This window comes from Streptomyces coerulescens (assembly GCF_042657965.1).
GTDB lineage: Bacteria > Actinomycetota > Actinomycetes > Streptomycetales > Streptomycetaceae > Streptomyces > Streptomyces coerulescens.
This window is the reverse complement of record NZ_JBHSKM010000050.1, coordinates 195,404-216,682: the sequence shown is the minus strand read 5'-3', so window position 1 is coordinate 216,682 and position 21,279 is coordinate 195,404. Positions and strand designations below refer to the sequence as shown.

The following is a 21,279-nucleotide window of genomic DNA, read 5'->3' as shown; positions in this document are numbered from 1 at the left end:
AATCTGACGGACCGTCAATTAGTCGTACGGTGTTGGGTTCTGTGGGGCGAGGCGGTGCCGCGCGGCTGGGTCGGGGTCGGGCCCGCCTGGCAGTTGGGGCACCAGTAGGTGGGGCGCTCGCGGGAGCCGTCGCCCTGGTCGGCCGCGCGGATCGGGGTGGAGCAGCGCAGACAGGGGCGGCGGGCGCGGCCGTAGACGAAGACGTCCTGGCCGCGGCGGCCCGTCGTGTTGCGGATCGGGCGGTCGCGGTTGGCTTCCAACAGCTTCTTGGCGAGGAGCGGCAGTTGCGCGGTGTGCTCGGCGGGGAGCGCGCCGAGGGGGAGCCAGGGGGTGACGCGGAGCAGGAAGCAGAGCTCGCTCTTGTAGACATTGCCGATGCCGGCGAGGTTGCGCTGGTCCAGGAGGGCCTCGCCGAGGGGGCGGGCGGGGTCCTTGAGGAGGTTGGCGAGGGCGAGGTCGGGGTCCCAGTCCGGGCCCAGCAGGTCGGGGCCGAGGTGGCCGATGGCACGGTCTTCCTCGGTGGTGCGGAGGAGTTCGAGGACGGGGAGGCGGTAGCCGACGGCTGTGTGGGCGGGGCGGGTGTCGGGGGTCTCCCGGGCACCTCGGGTGTCCCGGGTGTCCAGGGTGCCCGGGGCAGGGGTGGTGGTGAGTACCACGCGGATCTGGTGGGCGGGGCCGCCTGTCCAGCGCTGCTGGTCGGTGAACACCTTCCAGGAGCCTTCCATCCCGAGGTGCGAGTGGATGGTCAGGCCGCCTTCGACGCGGGTGAGGAGGTGTTTGCCGCGGGGGGTGACGTCCAGGACGGTACGGCCCGTGAGGTCGACCGTGGCGTACTTGGGCACCCGGAAGTCGCTACGGGACAGCACCCCGCCGGCGAGGGCGGTGTGGAGCCGCTGCGCGGTCTGCCAGACCGTGTCTCCTTCGGGCATGGGTCAAGGGTGGCATGGGGTGGGGGTGCGTGGGCGGGAGTGCGTTCGTGGGCGGGCGTGCGTTGGTGTGCGTGCGTGGGTGTGCCTGCGCGGACGGGCAGGCTGGTGGGGACTCGGGGACTCGGGGACTCGGGGACTCCGGGACTCGCGGACCGGGCGGGTGTCGGACATGCGGTGTCAGGGATCTGGCGTCAGGCATCTGGTCTCAGGCGCGTAGGCGCAGGCCTCTGGGCGTCGCGATGAAGCCTGCTCCTTCCAGGAGGGCGCCTATGGGGGACGTCAGCGCTGAGGCACCGTTCACGCGTTCCACCGTGACCGTGCCGAGAGAGCCCGCGCGGGCGGCCGAGGCGAGGGCCTCCGCCGCGGTGTGCAGGCGGGGGTCGTCCGTCGGTTCTGTGTCCGGGGTCGAGGGCCAGGCCAGTAGGGTCTTGCCGCCGCGCTCCATGTAGAGGGTCAGCTCGCCGTCGACGAGGACCACCAGGGAGCCCGCCTTGCGGCCCGGCTTGTGTCCGGCGCCGGTGGGGGGCTCGGGCCAGCCGAGTGCGGCGCCGTAGGCGTTCGCCGGGTCGGCGGCGGCGAGGACGACGGTTCTGGTGTCGGGAGTGGGTCGGGTGCGCCGGGAGGCGGATCCGGGGCCTGGTCCTGGGCGGTACTGGGATCCGCCGTTCTGCCATGCCGGCCCTTGTGAGGTGCGTCGGCCGTTCTCCGGGGCGAGGTCGCGGGGCGAGACCCATTCGCTCGGACCGAGGTGGGCGTCCAGGAAGTCGTGGTCGAGGTCGGGGATGTCGTACGTGGGGGCGGGGGTGAGCGTGCCGTCGGGGTTGTCGTGCGCCGACGGGTCGGCCTGGTCGGCGCCGGCGATACCTGGGCTGCCGTAGGGGGCACTTGGGCCGAAGCCGTCCGGGGTGCCAGGGCCCGGAAGGTCCTCGCCGCGGTCGCGGGCGTTGGACACCGCGCGGAGGCGGTCCACCGCGCCGTCCATCGCGAACTGGGCGGCGCCGAGCCCCTCCACCACATAGCCGCGCCGCGCCTGACCGCTCTCCTCGAAGGCGGACAGGATGCGGTACGTCGCCGAGAAGCCGCCCTCGACGCCCTCCGCGCCGACCGCTCCACGGGTCACCACGCCGTGCCGGTCGAGGAGGGTGCGCGCCAGGGCGTGTGCGCGGACGGTGGGGTCGGGTTCGTGTGCCGGGAGCACGGACCAGCGGCCGGCGACGGTCGGCGGGCCGGTGCGTGACGCTGGGCGGGCGGCGGATGTGAGGGAGCCGTAGCGGCCCCGCGGGATGGTGCGCTTGGCGCGGTGGGCCGTGGAGCCCGCGGTGCGGCCCGAACCCAGCAGGGAGCGCATGGGGGCGAGCGTGTCGTTGGTCAGACGGCCCGACCAGGCCAGATCCCAGAGGGCGTCGGCGAGTTGGGGATCGGTGGCGTCGGGGTGGGTGGTGGCGCGGACCTGGTCGGCGATCTGGCGGAAGAACAGGCCGTAACCGCCGGAGAGGGTGTCCAGGACGGACTGGTGCAGTGCCGTCAGCTCCAGGGGGTGGGGCTGCGGCAGGAGCAGGGGGGCTGCGTCCGCCATATAGAGGGAGACCCAGCCGTCCTTGCCGGGGAGCGAGCCGGCCCCGGCCCAGACGACCTCGCCGGCCGAGGTGAGCTCGTCGAGCATCGCGGGGGTGTAGCCGGCGACGCGTGACGGCAGAACGAGCTTCTCCAGGGCGGACGCGGGCACGGACGCGCCCTGCAACTGCTCGATGGCGCGGACCAGTCCGTCGATGCCACGCAGCCCGTGGCCCTTGCCGATGTGCTGCCACTGGGGCAGGAACTGCGCGAGCGCGGCCGGCGGCACCGGCTCCAGCTCGTGCCGCAGCGCGGCGAGGGAACGGCGGCGCAACCGACGCAGGACCGTCGCGTCGCACCACTCCTGGCCGATGCCGGCCGGATGGAACTCGCCTTGTACGACGCGCCCGCCGGCCGCCAGTCGCTGCAGGGCGCCGTCGGTGATCGCCACGCCCAGGCCGAAGCGGGCCGCCGCCGTGGCCGAGGTGAACGGGCCGTGCGTGCGGGCATAGCGGGCGAGGAGGTCGCCGAGTGGATCCTTGACCGGCTCGGTGAAGGCCTCGGGGACGCCGACCGGCAGAGCGGTGCCGAGCGCGTCGCGCAGGCGGCCCGCGTCCTCGATCGCCGCCCAGTGGTCGGTGCCGGCGACACGGACCTTGATGGCGCGGCGGGCGCCGGCCAGCTCCTGGGCCCAGTGCGGCTCGGCGCCCCGCTCGGCCAACTCGGCGTCGGTGAGCGGGCCCAGGAGGCGGAGGAGATCCGCCACTCCCTCGGCGTCCTTCACGCGGCGGTCCTCGGTGAGCCACTGGAGTTCGCGCTCGAGCTCGGTCAGCACCTCGGCGTCGAGCAGCTCACGCAGCTCCGCCTGGCCGAGCAGCTCGGCGAGCAGCCGCGAGTCCAGCGACAGGGCGGCGGCCCGGCGCTCGGCGAGCGGGGAGTCCCCCTCGTACAGGAACTGGGCGACGTACCCGAAGAGGAGGGAGCGGGCGAAGGGGGACGGCTCGGGGGTGGTGACCTCGACGAGGCGCACCTTGCGGGACTCCAGGTCGCCCATCAGCTCGACGAGTCCGGGCACGTCGAAGACATCCTGGAGGCACTCGCGGACCGCTTCCAGGACGATCGGGAACGAGCCGAACTCGCTGGCCACCTGGAGCAGTTGGGCGGCACGCTGGCGCTGCTGCCACAGCGGGGTGCGCTTGCCGGGGTTGCGGCGCGGCAGCAGCAGCGCGCGGGCGGCGCACTCGCGGAACCGGGACGCGAACAGGGCCGAGCCGCCGACCTGGTCGGTGACCATCTGGTCGACGTCGCCCTTGTCGAAGACGACGTCCGCCGCGCCGACGGGCGCCTGGTCGGCGTCGTACTCCGTGCCGGCCTTGCGTGGCTCCTGGTCCAGCAGGTCTAGGCCCATCAGATCGGCGTCGGGCAGGCGCAGCACGATGCCGTCGTCGGCGTGCATGACCTGCGCGTCCATGCCGTAGCGCTCGGAGAGCTTCGCGCCGAGGGCCAGCGCCCACGGGGCGTGGACCTGGGCGCCGAAGGGGGAGTGCACGACGACGCGCCAGTCGCCGAGCTCGTCGCGGAACCGCTCGACGACGATCGTGCGGTCGTCCGGGACGTGGCCGCAGGCCTCGCGCTGCTCGTCGAGGTAGGAGAGGACGTTGTCCGCCGCCCATGCGTCCAGGCCCGCGGCGAGCAGGCGCAGACGGGCGTCCTCCTTGGGCAGCGAGCCGACCTCGCGCAGGAACGCGCCCACCGCGCGGCCCAGTTCCAGTGGGCGGCCCAGCTGATCGCCCTTCCAGAAGGGCAGGCGGCCCGGTACGCCCGGTGCCGGGGAGACCAGGACGCGGTCGCGGGTGATGTCCTCGATGCGCCAGGAACTCGTGCCCAGCGTGAAGACGTCGCCGACGCGGGACTCGTAGACCATCTCCTCGTCGAGCTCGCCGACCCGGCCGCCGCCCTTCTTGGGGTCGGATCCGGCGAGGAAGACACCGAAGAGGCCGCGGTCGGGGATGGTGCCGCCGGAGGTGACGGCGAGGCGCTGGGCGCCGGGGCGGCCGGTGATCGTGCCGGCGACGCGGTCCCAGACCACGCGCGGGCGCAGTTCCGCGAAGGCGTCGGACGGGTAGCGGCCGGCGAGCATGTCGAGGACCGCGGTGAAGGCGGACTCGGGGAGGGAGGCGAAGGGCGCGGCCCGGCGGACCGTGCCGAGGAGGTCGTCGAACTGCCACGTGTCCATCGCCGTCATCGCGACGATCTGCTGCGCCAGGACGTCGAGGGGGTTGGCGGGGACCCTGAGGGACTCGATCGAGCCCGTGCGCATGCGCTCGGTGACCACTGCCGCCTGGACCAGGTCGCCGCGGTACTTCGGGAACACCACGCCGGTCGAGACGGCGCCGACCTGGTGGCCCGCGCGGCCCACGCGCTGGAGGCCTGAGGCCACGGAGGGGGGTGATTCGACCTGGACGACCAGGTCCACCGCGCCCATGTCGATACCGAGTTCGAGGCTGGACGTGGCTACGACGGCGGGGAGGCGTCCTGCTTTGAGGTCCTCTTCGACGAGAGCCCGTTGTTCCTTGGAAACCGAGCCGTGGTGGGCTCGGGCGATGACCTGGGGTGCGCCCTGGGCTGCTCCTGAGCCGCCCATGAGTTCCGCCGGGGCATGGTGTTCGTCCAGGGTTTCGCCGGTGGCGCGCTCGTAGGCGATCTCGTTGAGGCGGTTGCAGAGGCGTTCCGCGAGGCGGCGGGAGTTGGCGAAGACGATCGTGGAGCGGTGGGACTGGACCAGGTCGGTGATGCGCTCCTCGACGTGCGGCCAGATCGAGGGGCGTTCCGCGCCTCCCTCCGAGCCGTCGGCGACCGGGGAGCCCCCCAGTTCGCCGAGGTCCTCCACAGGGACGACTACCGAGAGGTCGAACTCCTTGCCCGACTTCGGCTGGACGATCTCCACCTTGCGGCGGGGGGAGAGATAGCGGGCGATCTCGTCGACCGGGCGGACGGTCGCGGAGAGGCCGATGCGGCGGGCCGGCTTCGGGAGGAGCTCGTCGAGGCGCTCCAGGGTGAGGGCGAGGTGGGCGCCGCGCTTGGTGCCGGCCACGGCGTGGACCTCGTCCAGGATCACTGTCTCGATGCCGGTCAGGGCGTCTCGGGTGGCCGACGTCAGCATCAGGAAGAGGGACTCGGGGGTCGTGATGAGGATGTCCGGGGGGCGGGTCGAGAGGGCTCGGCGCTCTGCGGGGGGAGTGTCGCCGGAGCGGATGCCTACCTTCACCTCGGGTTCGGGGAGGCCCAGGCGTACGGATTCCTGGCGGATGCCGGTGAGGGGGCTGCGGAGGTTGCGCTCCACGTCCACGGCCAGGGCCTTGAGGGGGGAGACGTAGAGGACCCGGCAGCGCTTCTTGGGGTCGGCCGGTGGGGGTGTGGAGGCCAGCTGGTCGAGGGCGGCGAGGAAGGCGGCGAGGGTCTTGCCGGAGCCGGTGGGGGCTACTACCAGCACGTCCGAGCCCTCGTTGATGGCCTGCCACGCGCCTGCCTGGGCCGGGGTGGGCGCGGAGAAGGCGCCCGTGAACCAGCCGCGGGTTGCGGGGGAGAAGCCGGTCAAGGCTCGGTGTGGGTTGCTGACCATGCGTCCATCCTGCACCCGGGGACTGACAATCGGGCTGAGCTGCGGGAACGCTGGCGCTGGGTGCGGGCCGGGATGCCTCGGCGGCCCGCTGGTGTGAGTGGGGGTGCGGGTAGCGCCTGCGGTGTGTGTGGTGGGTCGGGGCCGTGCCGGGGGTGTCCGTCCTCGGTCGGGCGGTTGCTGTTCTCAGGGGGGTGCTGTTTTTTGACGCCCGCCGCTGCGGGCGGACACCCCCCGGCACGTCCCCTTGCCGCCGTGCGCGGGTGTTGTGCCTACCCCCGGTGCGTTCCCTTGCCGCCGTACGCGGGTGCTGCGTCCACCCCCGGCACGTCCCGTGGCCGCCGTGCGTGGGTGTCGCGGTGTGGGGCTGGCGCCGTGCCCGGGGGCTGTGGGGTGGGGGTCTGGCTTGCGGGTCTGCGGGGGTGCGGACAATGGGGGTATGGGTTCTCGGGAGCGGGCGCGGCATTGGCGGTATGCCGAGTTGCCCGGTGTTGATCTGCTGCGGGCCCGGTACATACGGAAGACGTTTGTGCGGCATACCCATGAGCACTTTGTGATCGCTGCGATCGCGGAGGGGCTGGAGGTCTTTCATCATCGGGGGGCCGACCAGTACGCGGGGGCCGGTGCGCTTGCGTTGGTCAATCCTGATACGCCGCATACGGGGCGGGCGGGGGTGCCCGAGGGGTGGCAGTACGGGGCTGTTTATCCTTCGCCGGAGCTTGTGGCGGAGATCGCGGCCGAGACCACCTCTGTGCGGGGTACTCCGGGGTTCGTGCGGCCGGTGCTCGATGACGCTTATGCGGTGGCGCTGGTGCATCAGGTGTTGCGGGCCGCCGATGAGGGCAACGCCCTGGCTGCCGATACCTTGCTGCGGGTTGCCGTGACGCGGTTGCTGCGGTTGAACGGTGGGGCGCTGCCGCAGCGGGAGGTGCGTACGGCCGGGGCTCAGGTCGCCGTACGCGCGCGTGAGGTGTTGGAGGGGCGGATGGCCGAGCCGCCCAGTTTGGAGCAGCTGGCTGCCGATCTCGATACCGGGCCGTTCGCCTTGCTGCGTGCCTTTCGGGATGTGTACGGGATGCCGCCGCACACCTGGCTGACCGACGCGCGGGTGCGGCGGGCTCGGCGTCTGCTGGATGACGGGGTCTCGCCGGCCGAGGCGGCGCTTGTCGTGGGGTTCACCGACCAGCCGCATCTCAATCGGCACTTCGCCCGGATCATCGGCGTGCCGCCGGGCGCCTATCAACGGGAGCGCAAGAACGTACAAGACTTGCGGTAGTGGCTTGCCTAGCGTCGAGGATGTGCCAGAACAGAACGCTCTCACTGATCTTCACGTCGGCCGGGACAAGCCCGATGCGGTCGTCGTACGGGACGCCCTCGGCGTCGGGGTTGCCGTCGGGCTGTCCGGGTTCGCCTTCGGGGTGACGTCGGCGGGCAGTGGGTTCACGCTCCTGCAGACCTGTGTGCTCAGCCTGCTGGTGTTCACGGGGGCGTCGCAGTTCGCGCTCGTGGGGGCGCTCGCGGCCGGTGGCAGCCCGTTCACCGCGGCGGCCGGGGCCTTCTTCCTGGGGGTGCGCAACGCCTTCTACGGGCTCCGGCTGTCCCAGGTGCTGCGCCTCACGCGCGCGTGGCGGCCGTTCGCCGCGCAGTGGGTGATCGACGAGACGACGGCCGTCGCGCTGGCACAGCCCACACGGCGCAGTGCGCGGATCGGGTTCGTCGTGACCGGGCTGAGCCTGTATGTGCTGTGGAATCTCACGACGCTGCTGGGTGCGCTCGGCGCCGAGGCCATCGGTGACACGGCTGTCTGGGGGCTCGACGCGGCCGGGCCCGCCGTGTTCCTGGCGCTGCTCGCACCGATGCTGAAGTCCGGCACCGAGCGTGCCGTTGCCGCGGTGGCGGTCGTTCTGGGGCTCGGGCTGCTGCCCGTGCTGCCTGGCGGGGTGCCCGTGCTGGTGGCCGCGCTCGCTGCGCCGCTTGTGCTGTGGGTGCAGGGGCGGCGTGTGGAGGAGGCACGGTGAACACCTGGATCGCCATCGGCGCCACCGTCGTCGGCTGCTACGCCGTCAAGCTCATCGGCCTGCTGGTGCCCGCAGGTGCGCTGGAGAAGCCTCTCGTACGGCGTCTTGCCGCCCTGCTGCCCGTCGCCCTGCTTGCCGCCCTCACGGCCCAGCAGACGTTCGGCGACGGGCAGGCGCTGGTGCTGGACGCGAGGGCGGCAGGGGTCGGCGCGGCTGCCGTGGCGCTCGTCCTCAGGGCGCCGTTCCTGGTCGTGGTCGGAGCGGCCGTGGTGGTGACCGCCGGGGTGCGGGCCCTGGGCGGGTGAGGCGGGTCAGCCGATGTGGCGGCCGTACGCCCGGAGGGTGCGCAGCGCCTGGATGGTCACCATGGGGCGGGCCTCCAGCAGGATGCCCGGTGTCCACTGGCGCCGGCGGACGGGCCAGCCGCCGTCCTCCTGCTGCTCGCCGGCGAGGCGGTCGAGGGAGCGGCTCATCTCGGCGTCCGTGAACCACGCGCGCGCCAGCGAGCGCGGTGTACGCGCGTAGTCGTGCGGGAAGTGGTGCTCGCCCGGGGCGTAGCCGGGCGGGATGGGGTAGGAGTCGAGGTCTTCCGGGTCCAGTACCGCCAGGCGCTGGTCGCGTACCAGGCGGCCCAGTCGGTCTGCGGCCGTCTCCGCGCGCGGACGGTCGGGAGCGGAGTCCAGGAAGGCCACGGCGGCCTCGATCTCGTACGGATGGGACTTCTCCAGGGACTCCACCGCCTGCCAGCAGAAGTCCGTGGCCCGGAACAGCCACGCGTGCCACACCTCGTTGCGGTGCAGCAGACCGACCACCGGACCGGTCGCGAGGAGCGAGCTGGGCGGGTCGTCCTCGATCGGGATGAACGGGGCCGCGGGGTAGCCGCGCTGGCCGGTGCCGACCGCGGGGAGGGCGCCGTCCGGGGTGGAGACCGACGTCAGATAGCGGCACACGCGGTCCACGCGCTGTCCGCCGCAGCGCTCGACGGCGTCCAGGACCTGGAGGGCGTGACCGATGTGCAGCGGCTGGCTGACCGGGCCGCGCAGATCAGGCTCCAGGGCGTGGCCGTAGCCGCCGTCCTCGTTGCGATAGGCGTCCAGAGCGGTTTCCACCGGGTCGGCGGCGCCGTTCAGGAAGTGGTACGCGAAGAGGCGCTGTTCCAGCACGCGCGCGGTGAGCCAGACGAACTGCTCGGCGCGGAACAGCGGGGAGTGCGCCGGGGGCGTCGATGGGAGTGGGGAAGCTCCGGATTCGGGCATGCGTCAGACCGTAGGGCGGAAAGCGGTCTCGGCAAGCTGTCCCGGGGCAGGCCCACCCCCAGGGGCGGGATACTGGACGCATGCGGTTGACGGTCTTCTGGCAGCGGATGGCGGAACACTTCGGTCCGGGGTACGCCGACACCTTCGCGCGCGACCACGTGATGGCGGAGCTCGGTGGGCGCACGGTGCACCAGGCGCTGGACGCGGGCTGGGAGGCGAAGGACGTATGGCGAGTGGTCTGTGCCGTGATGAATGTTCCGGGGGAGAGGCGCTGACCGGTAACGAAGATCGAAGGTCCGGGCCCGATTGTCAGTGGCGTGGGCGAGACTTGCTCCGTGGCACGCACTGACGAGACCGGGGAGATCGCCCGGCACGGGTCCCCGTTCGGCACGACGCCGCCCGATCCGCCTCCGGGCGGGGGCGACGTCGGGTCGAACGGCCGTATGCCGCGCTGGCTGCCGCGCGCCATGGTGCTCGCGCTGGCGCTCGTCGGCGTGTTCCAGCTGGGCAGCTGGGCCTTTCACCAGCTCACCGGGCTGCTGGTCAACATCCTCATCGCGTTCTTCCTGGCCCTCGCCATCGAGCCCGCAGTGAGCTGGATGGCCTCGCGCGGCCTGCGCCGTGGACTGGCCACCGCCCTCGTCTTCTTCGCCGTGATCATCGTGTCCGCCGGGTTCGTGACCTTGCTGGGGTCCATGCTCGCGGGCCAGATCATCAAGATCGTCGAGGATTTTCCGAACTATCTCGACTCCGTCATCAACTGGATCAACGCGCACTTCCACACCGATCTGCGCCGGGTCGACGTCCAGGAGGGTCTGCTCAAGTCCGACTGGCTGCGCAACTACGTGCAGAACAGCGCCACCGGCGTACTGGATGTGTCCGCCCAGGTCCTCGGCGGCCTCTTCCAGCTGCTGACGATCACGCTGTTCTCGTTCTACTTCGCCGCCGACGGCCCCCGGCTGCGCCGCGCGCTGTGCTCGGTACTGCCGCCCGCCAGGCAGGCCGAGGTGCTGCGCGCCTGGGAGATCGCCGTCATCAAGACCGGCGGTTATCTGTACTCGCGCGGCCTGATGGCGCTCATCTCCGGCATAGCCCACTACGTCCTGCTGGAGATCCTGGATGTGCCGTACGCGCCCGTGCTCGCGGTGTGGGTCGGTTTGGTGTCGCAGTTCATCCCCACCATCGGCACGTATCTCGCGGGCGCCCTGCCCATGCTGATCGCGTTCACGGTCGACCCCTGGTACGCGCTGTGGGTGCTGATCTTCGTCGTGGTCTATCAGCAGTTCGAGAACTATGTGCTCCAGCCCAAGCTGACCGCCAGGACCGTCGACATCCACCCAGCCGTCGCTTTCGGTTCGGTCATCGCGGGCACCGCGCTCCTCGGCGCGGTGGGCGCGCTGATCGCCATCCCTGCCGTCGCCACGTTGCAGGCGTTCCTGGGCGCCTATGTGAAGCGCTACGACGTCACCGACGACCCCCGCGTCCACGGGCACCGGGAGCGGGGGACGGGGCGCAACCTGTTCGCACGCGCGCGTGAGCTGTGGATACGCCGGCCGGGGCAGCCCGGGCAGAAGCCCCCGGAGGGAACTGAGGGGACGGAAGGGTCTGGGGCCGGTCGGTCGCCCGACGGGTCATGAGGTTGGCGAAGCGGGCGCGCGGCCGAGGGCGGCGGCGAGGAGGAGCGCCGAGATGGCGGTCAGTGCGGTGCCCCGCCAGCCGATGGTGTCGAGCAGGGGTGCGGCGAGGGCGGTGCCGATGGCGCCGATGGTGAAGTAGAGCACCAGATAGACGCTGCTGAGGCCGCCCGACCGGCGGGGGTCGAGGGCGATGACGCGGCTCTGGTTGGCGGCCTGGGCGGCGAAGCAGCCGGCGTCGAAGAGAGCGAGCCCGAGGGCCGTGGTCGACGGGCTGCCCAGGCCGGTGGCGAGCAGGGCCGTTCCCGCCGCGGCGGTCAGCATGCAGAGGGTGATCACGGTCTGGGGTGTGTACCGGTCGGTGAGGCGTCCGGTGACGGGGAGCGCGGCGAAACCGAGGAGTCCGGCCAGGCCGTACAGGCCGATCGCGGTCGAGTCCAGGGAGTGGGGCGGCCGAGCAAGTGCGAGGGCGAGAGCGACCCATATGAGGTTGAAGGCGAGGTACCACAGGCCGCCGGTGGCCACGGCGCGGCGCAGTTGCCGATGGCGGCGCAGGAGCGGGGGGAGCGAGGCGAGAGTGGCGCCGTAGCCGCGGTCCGGCCGGGGGTGCTGCCGGGGCAGGAGGGTGCGGGCGGCGATCGCCCCGAGCAGGGCGAGTGCGGCGAAGACGAGAAGCATCCGCCGCCACCCGACGAGGTCGGTGAGCGCCCCGCCGACCAGACGGCTGAGCAGGATGCCGGCCGACATGCCGGCGGCCACGGTGGCGACGCCCGTTCCACGGCGTCCGGGCGGGGCGTGCCGGCCCGCGATGTTGCCGGCCTGGGCGGCGACGCCGGCGGAGGCGCCGATGAGCAGGTAGGCCGCCAGCAGTGGGACCGGGCCGGGTGCGGCCGCGGCGAAGGTGAGGGCGGCGGCCAACGCGCCGAGCTGCGCGGTGAGTAGGTGGGCCGGGGCGACATGGTCGGTGAGGGGCAGCAGGACGGCGAAGCCGATCATGCAGCCGACCAGCGCGGCTGTGGGGACGAGGCCGATCACCGACGCGGGGACGTCCAGGTCGGCGGCCACGGCCGTGAGCGCGGGCTGGATGGCGTAGTTGTTCGCGATCGCCGTACCGGCTATGGAGGCCAGAAGGAACGTGCCGACCCGGGGAAGGGGCCGGGTCACGGCTGGATGCCGCGGGTGAGGACGACGGCGTAACGGCACGCGGTGTCGGTGGTGTTGGCGAAGACGCGCTCGGTGGGCTCCCCGAGCTCGATGGTGTCGCCCGCGTCGAGTTCGTGGACCGTGTCGCCGTCGTGGAAGGTCAGACGGCCGTCCAGGACCCAGACGACCTGCCGGACGAAGGCGAAGGCCGCCGCCGGATACGGCACGCGCGCCCCCGCGGGCAGACGGATCTCGGCGATCTCCGCGGGGAACTGCGGGCTGGTGATTTGGCGGCGTCGGTAGCCGGTCGCGGGGTCGCGCCACTCGGCGGCCTCGGCCTGTCGGCGCACCTCCCCGAGTCCGTCCGTCTCCTCCCGCGCTCCTTCGGCAAGGGCGAGCAGGGAGGAGACGCTGAGCTGGAAGGCGGCTGACAGTTTGCCGAGGACGACGGCGGTGGGGCTGCTCTCGCCGCGCTCGATCCTGCTGATCATGGCCTGCGAGACGCCGGAGGCATCCGCGAGCTGGGCCAGCGTCCAGCGGCGGCGCTCCCGTTCGGTGCGGATGCGGGACGCGATCTGCCCGACCAGAGGATCTACTATGTTGGACATGAATCCAATATACGAGAGAGAGCGGTCGGCCGTGACAGTGCGTCCGGCCCGCTCCGGTGACGTGGAGGTCATCCGCGCGATCCGCAACCACGCGATCGAGCACTCGACGGCCCTGTGGACGCAGACCCCGCAGTCCTCCGCCGAGGCTGCGACCTGGCTGGCCGCCCACTTGGAGCGCGGCTCGGCCTTCGTGGCCGAGGCGGACGGCGAGGTGGCCGGCTTCGCGGTCTACGGGCCGTGGCGGGCGCTGGACGGCTACCGCCACACGGTGGAGGACTCGGTCTACGTCCGCGAAGGCCGGCACGGACTCGGCATCGGCTCCGCGCTCCTCGCCGCGCTGATCACCGCCGCGCGCGAGGCGGGTCACCATGTCGTCATCGCCGGTATCGAAGCGGAGAACACCTCGTCGATCCGGCTGCACGAACGATTCGGGTTCCAGCGCGTCGGCGTGATCCCGGAGGTGGGTACGAAGTTCGGCCGGTGGCTCGACCTGACGCTCATGAGGCTGGCGCTGTCCTGAGCCGGCGGGTCGAGTCGGGGCGCCGTCCGTGTGGACCTCGGTGGTGATGGGTGGGCCTGCGCCGGGTCGCAGGTGACGCCCAACTGGCCCGCCCGGTGCGCCGGTGTGCCCGGTCGTGGTCTGCGCCGGCCGCGTCGCGGCGTGTGGGCAGGTGCCGTGTCGCGGGTGTGCGCAGGTGCCGCGTGGTGCGCTTGACACGAAAATCGAACATCCATTCTTATGGAAGTGCCGGCGAGGCGCTCGGCAGGCATTTCGCCATGGTTTCGACGGAGAAGTGCCCGAGTTATCCACAGGCCGGACGGGCGTCGGGGCGCATTGTCAGTGGCAGGCGTTAGCGTCTTTGACGTGAAGCGATCGACTCAAGCAAACCGGGTGGAACCCATGGCAGGAACCGACCGCGAGAAGGCCCTGGATGCCGCACTCGCACAGATTGAACGGCAATTCGGCAAGGGCGCGGTCATGCGCATGGGCGAGCGGTCGATGGAGCCCATCGAGGTCATCTCGACCGGGTCGACCGCGCTCGACGTGGCTCTCGGCGTCGGCGGCCTGCCGCGCGGCCGCGTCGTGGAGATCTACGGACCGGAGTCCTCCGGTAAGACCACGCTGACCCTGCACGCCGTGGCCAACGCACAGAAGGCCGGCGGTCAGGTCGCGTTCGTGGACGCGGAACACGCCCTCGACCCCGAGTACGCCAAGAAGCTCGGCGTCGACATCGACAACCTGATCCTCTCCCAGCCCGACAACGGCGAGCAGGCCCTGGAGATCGTGGACATGCTGGTCCGCTCCGGCGCCCTCGACCTCATCGTCATCGACTCCGTCGCCGCGCTCGTCCCGCGCGCGGAGATCGAGGGCGAGATGGGTGACAGCCACGTCGGTCTGCAGGCCCGTCTGATGAGCCAGGCGCTGCGGAAGATCACCAGTGCGCTCAACCAGTCCAAGACCACCGCGATCTTCATCAACCAGCTCCGCGAGAAGATCGGCGTGATGTTCGGCTCCCCGGAGACCACGACCGGTGGCCGGGCGCTGAAGTTCTACGCCTCGGTGCGTATCGACATCCGACGTATCGAGACCCTGAAGGACGGCACGGAGGCGGTCGGTAACCGCACCCGCTGCAAGGTCGTCAAGAACAAGGTCGCGCCGCCCTTCAAGCAGGCCGAGTTCGACATCCTCTACGGCCAGGGCATCAGCCGCGAGGGCGGTCTGATCGACATGGGCGTGGAGCACGGCTTCGTGCGCAAGGCCGGCGCCTGGTACACGTACGAGGGCGACCAGCTCGGCCAGGGCAAGGAGAACGCGCGCAACTTCCTGAAGGACAACCCCGACCTGGCCAACGAGATCGAGAAGAAGATCAAGGAGAAGCTGGGCGTCGGAGTACGGCCCGAGGAGCCGGCCGCCGAGCCGGGCGCGGACGCCGCGGTCTCCGCCACCCCGGACGACGCCGCGAAGACGGTTCCGGCACCGGCTGCGACCAAGGCAGCCAAGACCAAGGCCGCGACCGCCAAGAGCTGATCTGTGACACGGCGAACCGACTGGGCCGAGTACACCGCCTACCCGGACGCCCCGCGAGGGCGGGGGAGAGGCGGCGACGAGGGCTCCTCCGGTAGGGGCGGCCACACCTCCGGAGGAGACGCGACCCATGACGCGGACGGGGGGAAGGACGGCACGGCGCCGTACGGAGCGGACGATCCGTACGGCACGGGCGACTCGTACGACGAGAGTGGCTCGCACGGGGGATACGGCGATTACGGCGACGACTCGGGCCCGGCGTACGGCGCCGGTGCCTCCGATGGTGGCTCGGGGCGCGGTCGTCGCGTGGGGACTCGGGGCACGGACGGCTCACGGGGGCGGGGGCGTCGTAGACGCGGTCGTACCGAGCCGTCCGGTGAGGACGGAGGTGCCTCTTCCTCGTCGAGGGCCGAGGAGAGGATGCCCCCAGCGGACCCGGTGGAGCAGGCGCGGGCGATCTGTCTGCGCCTGCTCACCGGGACCCCGCGCACGCGGAAGCAACTCGCGGACGCCCTGCGCAAGCGGGAGATCCCGGACGACGCAGCCGAGGAGGTGCTGTCGAGGTTCGAGGAGGTCGGCCTCATCAACGACAGTGCGTTCGCGGACGCCTGGGTGGAGTCCCGGCACCACGGCCGAGGGCTGGCGCGGCGCGCGCTCGCCCAGGAACTGCGCACCAAGGGCGTCGACTCCACACTGATCGATGTGGCCGTCGCCCAGCTCGACTCCGAGCAGGAAGAGGTGACCGCCCGCGAACTCGTCGACCGCAAGCTCCGCTCCACGCGGGGCCTCGACCGCGACAAACGCCTGCGCCGCTTGGCGGGCATGCTCGCCCGCAAGGGCTATCCCGAGGGCATGGCCCTGCGGGTGGTCCGGCAGGCGCTGGAGGAAGAGGGCGAGGACACGGAGTTCCTGGGGGACGACGGCTTCTGAGCGTCACTCCCCGCCCGCCCACTGACAGACCGACCGAGCCGCAGGATCCCGGTCCGAGCACGGTGGACGCGCGGGGGCGCCCATCGCGTTCCGGGCCGGGACCGGCGTCTGGAAGTGCGTGGGGGCGCGGTGATCGGTCAGTGGTCCCGGTTGTCTGGCGCCTGAACCAATGCATCAGGGGCGTGCACGGCACGGGGCGGTAGAGGCGGTCCCACCTTCGTGGTGACCGGCAACCCCTCCGCCCGCCAGGCCTGGAATCCGCCGATCAGATCGGTGGCCCGGCGCAGCCCCAGTCGCCGTAGCGACTCGACCGCCAGGCTCGACGCGTATCCCTCGTTGCAGATCACCACGACCCGCAGATCATGACTCGTCGCCTCGGGGGCGCGGTGGCTGCCCTGAGGGTCGAGCCGCCACTCCAGTTCGTTGCGCTCGACGACGAGGGCGCCGGGGATCAAGCCGTCCCGCTCGCGCAGGGCCGCGTACCGGATATCGACCAGCAGAGCCTCGCCGCCCTCGGCGGCCTCGTACGCGTCCCGGGGCTCGATCCGCTCGTAGCCCGCGCGCACCCGCTCCAGGAACTCGTCGATGCCGACCGGCTGTTCAGCAGCCGTGCCGTCGACGTCCACCGGCGATTCGCTGCCGACGACCTGCCGCTCGCTCCCACCGTTCACGCCGCCGCCCTTCCACTCCGGTCCGCCAGCGGGTCGTTCGCCAACGCCATGCACCACGGATGTGCCTCCCGCCCCGCTCACTGCCAGTCCTCCGGACGTTCCACCTGCTCCAGGCGCAGGATCGGTCCGCTGCGGCTGAAGCGGCGCATCTGTGGCAGGGGCGGGTAGTAGGCGTGGACGGAGATCGCGTGTCGGTCGGTGGACTCGTTGAGTACCTCGTGCACATGGTGACGGCCGAAGGCGCGGCCCTTTCCCGCGGACAGACGGCGTGAGCGGTCCACGTCGTCCGCCAGTTCCAGGGTCTTCCAGCCGTCGGCCGGCAGCCGGACGGCGAGGGAGTGCTCCTTGAGCTCACCGGCCGCCGTCACGAAGGCCCCGACCGAGTCGGCGTGGTCGTGCCAGCCGGTGCCGGTCCCGGGCGGCCAGCCGATCAGCCAGGCCTCGCTGCCGCCGGGGCCTTCGAGCCGTACCCAGGTACGGCCCTCGGGATCGAGCGGGAGCGAGGCGATCAGCTCGGTGTCGGCGGCGGTGCGCCGTACGAAGTCGAGAAGGTCCGCCTGCTTCGGAGCGGAGCTCGGAGCTGGGTTCGCAGGGCAGTGGGGAGCGGGATCCGAAGGGGGGTTCGGCGTGGCAACCGGTTCGGAAGCGCCGACGGCGGCAGAAGAGACAGACACGGGCACCGTCCTGAAGAGAGTTCGCGAAGAGCCCGCTACGGCACCGGCCAGGGGCGCGGCACGTGCGGGAAGAAGAAGGGGGATGCGAATTCAGCAGGACGGGCGACACACGCAGCCCGCATAGCGGACGAGGTCCATATGGACCCTCCGCCACAGGCGCACACAGGTGTCGGTCACGATCCGGAGTACACCATGCCGGTGCGGGCCGGTCAACTCACTGTCACTATGCGGACCACACAGTGACGGTGAGTGCTGTTTTGAGGCGTGATCGGCGCTGCGGATGATCACCTGCTACCCGGATGGGTGCCTGTTCTGCCCGGCGGGCGGCGGACGACGGGCGGCGGGCCGCGGGCGGTAAGCGGCGGGCGGTGACCGGTGGGCGCTGTGCGACGAGGGGTGGGTGGGGAAGGAACGCCCCGGGCGATGAGCCGCGAGACGGGCGACGAGCCGCGAGAGGCGACCCCCGGGACGGAGGCGACCCCCGGGACGGAGGCCGCCCCGGGACGGAGGCGACCCCCGGGACGGAGGCCGCCCCGGGACGGAGACCGCCCCGGGACGGAGGCCGCCCCGGGACGGAGGCGACCCCCGGGACGGAGGCCGCCCCGGGACGGAGACCGCCCCGGGACGGAGACCGCCCCGGGACGGGGAGGCCCCCCGACGGAGAGGGGCCCCGCGACGCAGATGGCTCCGAACGGGAGGGCCCCCGGGACAGAGACGGCCCCAGACGACGCGCGGCGTCAGCGCGAGCCGGCCGTCGCGCTCGCCTCCTCCGCCGCGCTCGCCTTGACCGGCCCGCCGAGTGTCGCCTCGGCCGCCGTGTACAGATCGGCGGGCCGTACCCCGCTCAACGCCGTCACCAGGTGGCCGTCGGGCCGCACCAGCAGGACCGAGTGCGCCGCCGCGCCCGGATAGCTCTCCGCGACGAGCAGCTCGGCCGGATACGGCAGCGCTGTCACCGCGGCCGCGAGCCGGGGCATGATCCCGGCGGTCGCCCAGTGCTTGCGCTCCCACACACCGGTGCCCGGCGCGATGAGCAGGACCAGTAGCGCACCGCGCCCGAGCCGGTCCCGCAGCTGGACGAAGGAGCCGTCCTCCGCGGTGACCCGTACATCCGCGACCGGCGCACCCCGTGGCGTGTCCACCGGGACCTCGCCCTCCAGCTGCGGGGGCGCGAGCGGCGACTCGGCGTAGGTGCCGGGCGAACCGATCGCTCCCTGCCCCAGGTGGCCGTCCGTGAGCAGGGCGTCCACGCCCCGGGCGGAGCCGCGCACGTACGAGCGCAGCCCGCTGCCCGCGCGCAGCAGCGGCAACGCCTGGTCGGCCGCGCGCAGCCGGGCGGCGACCACCGCGCGCCGCTCGGTCTGATAGCTGTCGAGCAGCGACTCGTGCGGACCGTGGTGCCAGGCGGACGCCAGCTTCCACGCGAGGTTGTCGGCGTCCCGCAGGCCCTCGTCGAGTCCGTGCGTGCCGAGTGTGCCGAGGCAGTGGGCCGCGTCCCCGGCGATGAAGACGCGGCGCACGCGCCAGCGGCGCGCCAGGCGGTGGTGGACCGTGTGAACCCCGGTGTCGAGGAGTTCGTACGACGGTGTCGGTCCCTCGGACCAGCCGGCGAGCGTCTCGCGGACGTGCCCCACGAGCAGCTCGGGTGTGACCAGGTCCTTGCCCGGTGGCAGCAGCCAGTCCAGGCGCCACACCCCCTCCGGGAGCGGCCGTCCGGTGACCTCCCCGCCCGAGGGTCCGGACGTCCGCCACGGCGGCATCCGATGGAGCAACGCCTGGCCCTCCCACGGAAGTTCCACGCGCAGCGCGGCCACGGCGTGTCGCTCCACCGCCGTCCGGCCGGGGAAGCGGATGTCCATGAGCTTGCGCACGGTGGAGCGTGGGCCGTCGCACCCGACCGCGTAGCTGCCGCGCCACCAGGTGCCCTTCGGGCCGCGGGTGTGCACGGTGACGCCCGAGGACTCCTGCTCGATGGCGTCCAGTCGGCTGTCCACGGCGATCTTGACGAGCGGCTCGCCGGAGAGGGCGGTGCGCAGGGCGCCGGTGAGGACGTGCTGGGCGATGTGCAGGGGGGCAGGGGGCGCGAGGCCCTCCGACTCCTCCGTGGCGGTGTCCTTGAACGTGACCTCGCGCATCACCTGCTTGCGCCGCATCGACCGCCATCCGGCCCAGCGGGTCCCGGTCTCACCGAGCGGCACACCGGTCAGACGTTCGACGAGGGTCGTGGTGTCCTCGCGCAGGACGACAGAGCGTGCGAGGCGGGGTTCGTCCTTGCCGGGGCCCTCGTCGAGGACGACGCTCGGGACTTCCTGACGGGCCAGTGCCAGGGCGAGCGTGAGCCCGACGGGCCCCGCTCCGACGATGATCACCGGGTCCACGGCGCGGCGCCCCCTGCCCGCAGCGGTGTCCCCAGGAACGCAAGTGAACAGAAAGTTGGAGCAGGGTGCACGATCACAGAACGTATGCAACAGATTGCCGGTGCTTGCGTCAAGTGACGGAGGGCAGTGGCGATCATGCCACTGCCCTCCGTGTCGCTCATGCTGTTTGACTGGACGTCAGGTGTAAGTCCTGCTGCCCGGCAGAGCGCCGCCTTCGCCGCCGGTCCCGAAGCTGCCACCCACCGCAGCGGGGTTCAGCTCCTCCATGTCCTCGGCGCTGAGCACCGCACCCGTGCCCCGCTTGCTGCGCCGCAGCCGCTTCTCCAGCCAGCTCGCGAAGCTGGTGAGGATGAAGTTCAGGATGATGTAGAGGACCGCCACCACGACGAAGCTGGGAATGGCGTTGCCGTAGTTGGCCGCCAGGGTGCCGCGTGCGTTGAGCAGCTCGGTGAACCCGATCATCACGCCGCCCAGCGCGGTGTCCTTCACGATGACCACGAGCTGGCTGACGATGGCCGGCAGCATGGCGGTGACGGCCTGCGGCAGCAGGATGGTCCGCATCGTCTGGTTCTTGCGCAGGCCGATCGCCATCGCGGCCTCGGACTGTCCCTTGGGAAGGGCGAGGATGCCGGCGCGCACGATCTCGGCGAGGACGGACGCGTTGTAGAGCACCAGGCCGGTGACGACCGCGTAGATCGGCCGCTGCTCGGTCGTGACGTTCGTCCAACGGTCGTAGAACTCGTTCGCGAACAGCATCAGGAGCAGGACCGGGATCGCCCGGAAGAACTCCACCACCCAGGCGGCCGGAAGCCGCACCGACAGGTGGTCGGAGAGGCGCGAGATGCCGAAGACCGCGCCCAGCGGAAGGGCGATCAGCATGGCCAGGGCCGCGGCCTTGAGCGTGTTGGCGAGTCCCGGCAGCAGATACGTCGTCCAGGCGTTGGACTCCGTGAACGGTTTCCACAGGGTCCACTCCAGCTGGCCCTTGCCGTCCATGGCGTCCCAGACGAACCACACGAGCAGGGCGAGCAGGGCGAAGAAGAGCACCGAGATGACCACATTGCGCCGTTTGGCGCGAGGGCCCGGGGCGTCGTAGAGAACGGAACTCATCGCTTCACCGCCAGTCGCTTGCTCAGCCAGCCGAGGAAGAGGCCGGTGGGCAGGGTCAGTACCACGAAACCGAAGGCGAAGACCGCGCCGATGAGCAGCGTCTGAGCCTCGTTCTCGATCATTGCCTTCATCAGGTAGGCGGCTTCGGCCACACCGATCGCGGCCGCCACCGTGGTGTTCTTGGTGAGCGCGATCAACACGTTGGCCAGCGGGCCGATGACCGAGCGGAAGGCCTGCGGCAGGATGATGAGCCGGAGGGTCTGAGTGAAGGTCAGCCCGATGGCGCGGGCCGCCTCGGCCTGGCCCATCGGCACGGTGTTGATGCCGGAACGGAGCGCCTCGCAGACGAAGGCCGCGGTGTAGGCGACGAGGCCGAGGATCGCCAGGCGGAAGCCCTGGACCTTGAAGTCGGAGGCGCCCATCGTCACGCCGAAGACATCGGCGAGGCCGAGCGAGGTGAAGATGATGATGACCGTCAGCGGAATGTTCCGGACGATGTTCACATAGGCCGTGCCGAACCCACGCATGAGCGGGACCGGGCTGACCCGCATCGCGGCCAGCAGAGTGCCCCAGATCAGGGAACCGAGGCCGGAGACGGCGGTGAGTTTCACCGTCATCCAGAAGGCACCCAACAGGGTTGGGTTGTCATAGTCAGAAAGAAAGTCGAACACGATCTCCCGCGCTTCCGGGTGAGTGGCGTATGTGGATAGCGCGACGCGCCGCCGCCCT

General features: G+C 71.6%; 18 protein-coding genes and 1 pseudogene. 8 read left to right on the top strand and 11 right to left on the bottom strand.

Translation table 11 applies throughout. From position 1 onward, the window contains the following. Positions 1 to 14: 14 nt before the first annotated feature. On the bottom strand, positions 15 to 929 hold the full coding sequence (locus tag ACFPQ9_RS43225) for a DNA-formamidopyrimidine glycosylase family protein (protein ID WP_380865672.1): 915 nt from the start codon (positions 927 to 929) through the stop codon (positions 15 to 17). A 205-nt stretch (positions 930 to 1,134) separates the two neighbouring features. Next, positions 1,135 to 6,105, bottom strand: coding sequence for an ATP-dependent helicase (locus tag ACFPQ9_RS43220; RefSeq protein WP_380865669.1), 4,971 nt, complete (start codon positions 6,103 to 6,105; stop codon positions 1,135 to 1,137). Positions 6,106 to 6,541: 436 nt separating this feature from the next. On the opposite strand from ACFPQ9_RS43220, the pseudogene ACFPQ9_RS43215 reads away from it, so the two are divergent. The 3 genes and pseudogenes from ACFPQ9_RS43215 to ACFPQ9_RS43205 form a co-directional block, all read left to right on the top strand. Then, positions 6,542 to 7,369: pseudogene (locus ACFPQ9_RS43215) on the top strand (AraC family transcriptional regulator); the annotation flags it as partial. A 31-nt stretch (positions 7,370 to 7,400) separates the two neighbouring features. Then, the gene (locus tag ACFPQ9_RS43210; protein ID WP_380865666.1) at positions 7,401 to 8,120 is read left to right on the top strand and encodes an AzlC family ABC transporter permease; all 720 of its coding nucleotides are present in this window, start codon (positions 7,401 to 7,403) and stop codon (positions 8,118 to 8,120) included. After that, positions 8,117 to 8,425, top strand: a complete 309-nt coding sequence (locus ACFPQ9_RS43205) for an AzlD domain-containing protein (protein ID WP_380865665.1) — start codon at positions 8,117 to 8,119, stop codon at positions 8,423 to 8,425. Before ACFPQ9_RS43210 ends, ACFPQ9_RS43205 begins: the two co-directional genes overlap by 4 nt. Positions 8,426 to 8,431: 6 nt before the next feature. Here ACFPQ9_RS43205 and ACFPQ9_RS43200 read toward each other — a convergent pair whose 3' ends face one another. Further along, the gene (locus tag ACFPQ9_RS43200) at positions 8,432 to 9,376 is read right to left on the bottom strand and encodes a hypothetical protein (protein ID WP_380865663.1); all 945 of its coding nucleotides are present in this window, start codon (positions 9,374 to 9,376) and stop codon (positions 8,432 to 8,434) included. An 80-nt stretch (positions 9,377 to 9,456) separates the two neighbouring features. On the opposite strand from ACFPQ9_RS43200, the gene ACFPQ9_RS43195 reads away from it, so the two are divergent. Continuing rightward, on the top strand, positions 9,457 to 9,651 hold the full coding sequence (locus ACFPQ9_RS43195; RefSeq protein WP_380865660.1) for a DUF3046 domain-containing protein: 195 nt from the start codon (positions 9,457 to 9,459) through the stop codon (positions 9,649 to 9,651). A gap of 60 nt (positions 9,652 to 9,711) precedes the next feature. Continuing rightward, positions 9,712 to 11,013, top strand: a complete 1,302-nt coding sequence (locus tag ACFPQ9_RS43190) for an AI-2E family transporter (protein WP_380865658.1) — start codon at positions 9,712 to 9,714, stop codon at positions 11,011 to 11,013. On the opposite strand, the gene ACFPQ9_RS43185 is transcribed toward ACFPQ9_RS43190, so the two are convergent. Further along, positions 11,008 to 12,174 carry an MFS transporter gene (locus ACFPQ9_RS43185; protein ID WP_380865655.1) on the bottom strand — a complete coding sequence of 389 codons (1,167 nt, stop codon included), beginning with the start codon at positions 12,172 to 12,174 and terminating at the stop codon, positions 11,008 to 11,010. The two genes, ACFPQ9_RS43190 and ACFPQ9_RS43185, sit on opposite strands and share 6 nt — an antisense overlap. Further along, a complete protein-coding gene (locus tag ACFPQ9_RS43180) occupies positions 12,171 to 12,761 on the bottom strand; it encodes a helix-turn-helix domain-containing protein (RefSeq protein WP_380865652.1) in 591 nt (196 codons plus the stop codon). The genes ACFPQ9_RS43185 and ACFPQ9_RS43180 overlap by 4 nt, the downstream gene beginning before the upstream one ends. On the opposite strand from ACFPQ9_RS43180, the gene ACFPQ9_RS43175 reads away from it, so the two are divergent. From ACFPQ9_RS43175 to recX, 3 genes are all read left to right on the top strand, one after another. Next, on the top strand, positions 12,760 to 13,281 hold the full coding sequence (locus ACFPQ9_RS43175; RefSeq protein WP_380865649.1) for a GNAT family N-acetyltransferase: 522 nt from the start codon (positions 12,760 to 12,762) through the stop codon (positions 13,279 to 13,281). The two genes, ACFPQ9_RS43180 and ACFPQ9_RS43175, sit on opposite strands and share 2 nt — an antisense overlap. Before the next feature lie 381 nt (positions 13,282 to 13,662). Continuing rightward, on the top strand, positions 13,663 to 14,790 hold the full coding sequence (recA, locus tag ACFPQ9_RS43170) for a recombinase RecA (protein ID WP_380865647.1): 1,128 nt from the start codon (positions 13,663 to 13,665) through the stop codon (positions 14,788 to 14,790). 3 nt (positions 14,791 to 14,793) lie between these two features. Next, positions 14,794 to 15,717, top strand: a complete 924-nt coding sequence (gene recX, locus ACFPQ9_RS43165; protein WP_380865644.1) for a recombination regulator RecX — start codon at positions 14,794 to 14,796, stop codon at positions 15,715 to 15,717. A gap of 137 nt (positions 15,718 to 15,854) precedes the next feature. Here the strand turns inward: recX and ACFPQ9_RS43160 are convergent, their stop codons facing one another. The 6 genes from ACFPQ9_RS43160 to ACFPQ9_RS43135 all read right to left on the bottom strand — a co-directional run bounded on the left by ACFPQ9_RS43160 (position 15,855) and on the right by ACFPQ9_RS43135 (position 21,221). Then, the gene (locus ACFPQ9_RS43160; RefSeq protein ID WP_380865705.1) at positions 15,855 to 16,343 is read right to left on the bottom strand and encodes a rhodanese-like domain-containing protein; all 489 of its coding nucleotides are present in this window, start codon (positions 16,341 to 16,343) and stop codon (positions 15,855 to 15,857) included. 122 nt (positions 16,344 to 16,465) lie between these two features. Continuing rightward, positions 16,466 to 17,062, bottom strand: coding sequence for a cupin domain-containing protein (locus tag ACFPQ9_RS43155; RefSeq protein WP_380865641.1), 597 nt, complete (start codon positions 17,060 to 17,062; stop codon positions 16,466 to 16,468). A gap of 90 nt (positions 17,063 to 17,152) precedes the next feature. Continuing rightward, positions 17,153 to 17,224 (bottom strand): putative leader peptide, encoded by a 72-nt coding sequence (locus ACFPQ9_RS43150; protein WP_309544753.1) that lies wholly within the window; start codon positions 17,222 to 17,224, stop codon positions 17,153 to 17,155. A 575-nt stretch (positions 17,225 to 17,799) separates the two neighbouring features. Then, positions 17,800 to 19,440, bottom strand: a complete 1,641-nt coding sequence (locus ACFPQ9_RS43145; protein ID WP_380865638.1) for an FAD-dependent monooxygenase — start codon at positions 19,438 to 19,440, stop codon at positions 17,800 to 17,802. Positions 19,441 to 19,617: 177 nt separating this feature from the next. Next, positions 19,618 to 20,550, bottom strand: coding sequence for an amino acid ABC transporter permease (locus ACFPQ9_RS43140; RefSeq protein ID WP_380865635.1), 933 nt, complete (start codon positions 20,548 to 20,550; stop codon positions 19,618 to 19,620). Continuing rightward, complete coding sequence (locus ACFPQ9_RS43135) at positions 20,547 to 21,221, bottom strand: amino acid ABC transporter permease (protein WP_380865634.1); 675 nt, start codon at positions 21,219 to 21,221, stop codon at positions 20,547 to 20,549. The genes ACFPQ9_RS43140 and ACFPQ9_RS43135 overlap by 4 nt, the downstream gene beginning before the upstream one ends. Positions 21,222 to 21,279 lie beyond the last annotated feature (58 nt).